Source organism: Pseudomonas sp. ACN8 (assembly GCF_002303925.1).
In the GTDB taxonomy this organism is placed as follows: Bacteria; Pseudomonadota; Gammaproteobacteria; order Pseudomonadales; family Pseudomonadaceae; genus Aquipseudomonas.
Genome location: NZ_MRCS01000108.1, coordinates 1 through 1,841, shown reverse-complemented (window position 1 = coordinate 1,841; position 1,841 = coordinate 1). Strand labels below are relative to the sequence as shown.

The 1,841-nt window shown below is 57.5% G+C and carries 1 protein-coding gene; it reads right to left on the bottom strand.

The genetic code is table 11. The features are described from left to right. Positions 1-90 precede the first annotated feature (90 nt). Positions 91-1,407, bottom strand: coding sequence for a group II intron reverse transcriptase/maturase (gene ltrA / locus BSF44_RS29105; RefSeq protein WP_095946422.1), 1,317 nt, complete (start codon positions 1,405-1,407; stop codon positions 91-93). Positions 1,408-1,841: the final 434 nt, after the last annotated feature.

Genomic DNA, 1,841 nt, shown 5'->3' with positions numbered 1-1,841 from the left:
AAATCGGCATAGGGGACGGCCTTCACAGGCCGCTCCCCTGCCACACCACCCGGCATGCGGGTCCGCACCGGGCGGTTCGAGAGATTGAGGTTATGAGAGACGTACTAATCCCATCCTGTCGAACCACGCAATAGTAAGCACGCGATTCAGCTCCAGACGACTGTTATGCCACCAGCGGCAGGTGTTTCCTGCCACCTTCTGCGCCACCTGGTTACTCGCGCCAAGTGCTCGCAACTCACGATACGTCGTCGTTCCGCGCTTCCATTGTTTAAGCTGGATAGCTCGCAATCGGTGTCGTATCCATTCGTCCAGCTCACGCCAGACGGCTGGAGTTTGCGACAACCCGAAGTAAGCTTTCCAACCCAAAATGTAAGGTCGCAGGTCATCGACAATCAGCTGCAAGCTACGGCCACATGAGCGTCGGGTATACCAGCGTATTCGTTGCTTGAACTGCTTCTGCGCTTCATAGGACGCAGCACGTTTGACCTCACCGCGGGCTGACCACAACTCGTAGCCCAGAAACTTGCGACCAAACGCGCTAGCCACCGCACTCTTGTTCTCGTTGACACTCAAGTGCAGCTTTTCATACAGGCTCCTGAGCAAGACCATGACTCGCTCGCCCGCCTTCCGGCTGCGGACATATACGTTCGCATCGTCGGCGTAGCGCACAAAACAATGGCCTCGGCGCTCAAGCTCCCGATCCACTTCGTCGAGCAGCACATTCGCCAACAACGGCGACAGCGGGCCGCCTTGCGGCGCCCCGCAGCGGCTTTTCTCGACCGCGCCATTGATCAGCGTTCCCGCATCCAGATACGCCCGAATCAGCCGGATAACCGCCCGATCCGCAATCCGCTTGCGTAAACGTTCAATCAAAATATCGTGATCGACCCGGTCGAAGAACTTCTCCAGATCCACATCCACCACCACTTTTCGTCCCGAAGACACGTGGCGCTGCGCCGCCAAAACGGCGTGCTGCGCACAACGTCCCGGACGAAAACCGTAGCTATGTTCACTGAAAGTCGGATCGAGTAGCGGCTGCAAGATTTGCAGCAGGGCCTGTTGGATCAGGCGGTCGGTGACCGTTGGAATACCCAACTCGCGTTGACCGCCGTCAGGCTTGGGGATTACCACACGTCGTACCGGACTGGGCCGGTAGACACCTGAAAGAAGCTGCTCACGAATCGCGCCCCACTGGGTTAACAAATGTTCGGCAGTCTGTTCAATGTCCAGACCATCGACTCCTGCGGCACCTTTGTTGGCCTTGACCCGTTTCCACGCTCGCTTCAGGTTTTCTCTCGCAAAGGCCCGTTCCAGCAACCCTTGCCCTGCGTTATCGGATTCATTTTGCGGGCGATTAACCTCGTCGCTGATGGAGTTCCTCACGGCTTCACCGCTCGCTGTCTCCATTCGCCCCGCGTTTGGCAGGCATCTGACTTCCGGTCGTTCGCATCAACATGGCCTATAACACTTTCTCTCGTTCGGCCCTTCGCCCTCAAAAAAAGACTACTACGGCCTCTGCTGACTTCTCGCTCCAGCTTGCACCGTCGCCCTTTCAGGCATGAGGCGAGATCTCCCCAGGTAAGAACGCAATCCTTCACCACACAACCGCCGGATTTACACAGCCTGATCCTTGACCACAAGAGCTTCGCGGTTTTGTGCCCGCTCGCCCTGATCGGCTTCGCCTTTTATCCGGTTCTTGTACATCGGCTCATGGCTTCGATTCACGCTTCCTCCCCACACTCGGTCGCCCTCGTGCAGTTGCGCTTCACTTCGTTCGCTGTGGTCAGCTTACGGCGGGACTTTCACCCACAAGATTGCGCCCATGCTGGGCGCACACAAAA

What these genes read in the sequence shown, in the direction of transcription:
- ltrA (WP_095946422.1), bottom strand. Translation starts at nt 1,407, where the DNA reads ATGGAGACAGCGAGCGGTGAAGCCGTGAGGAACTCCATCAGCGACGAG.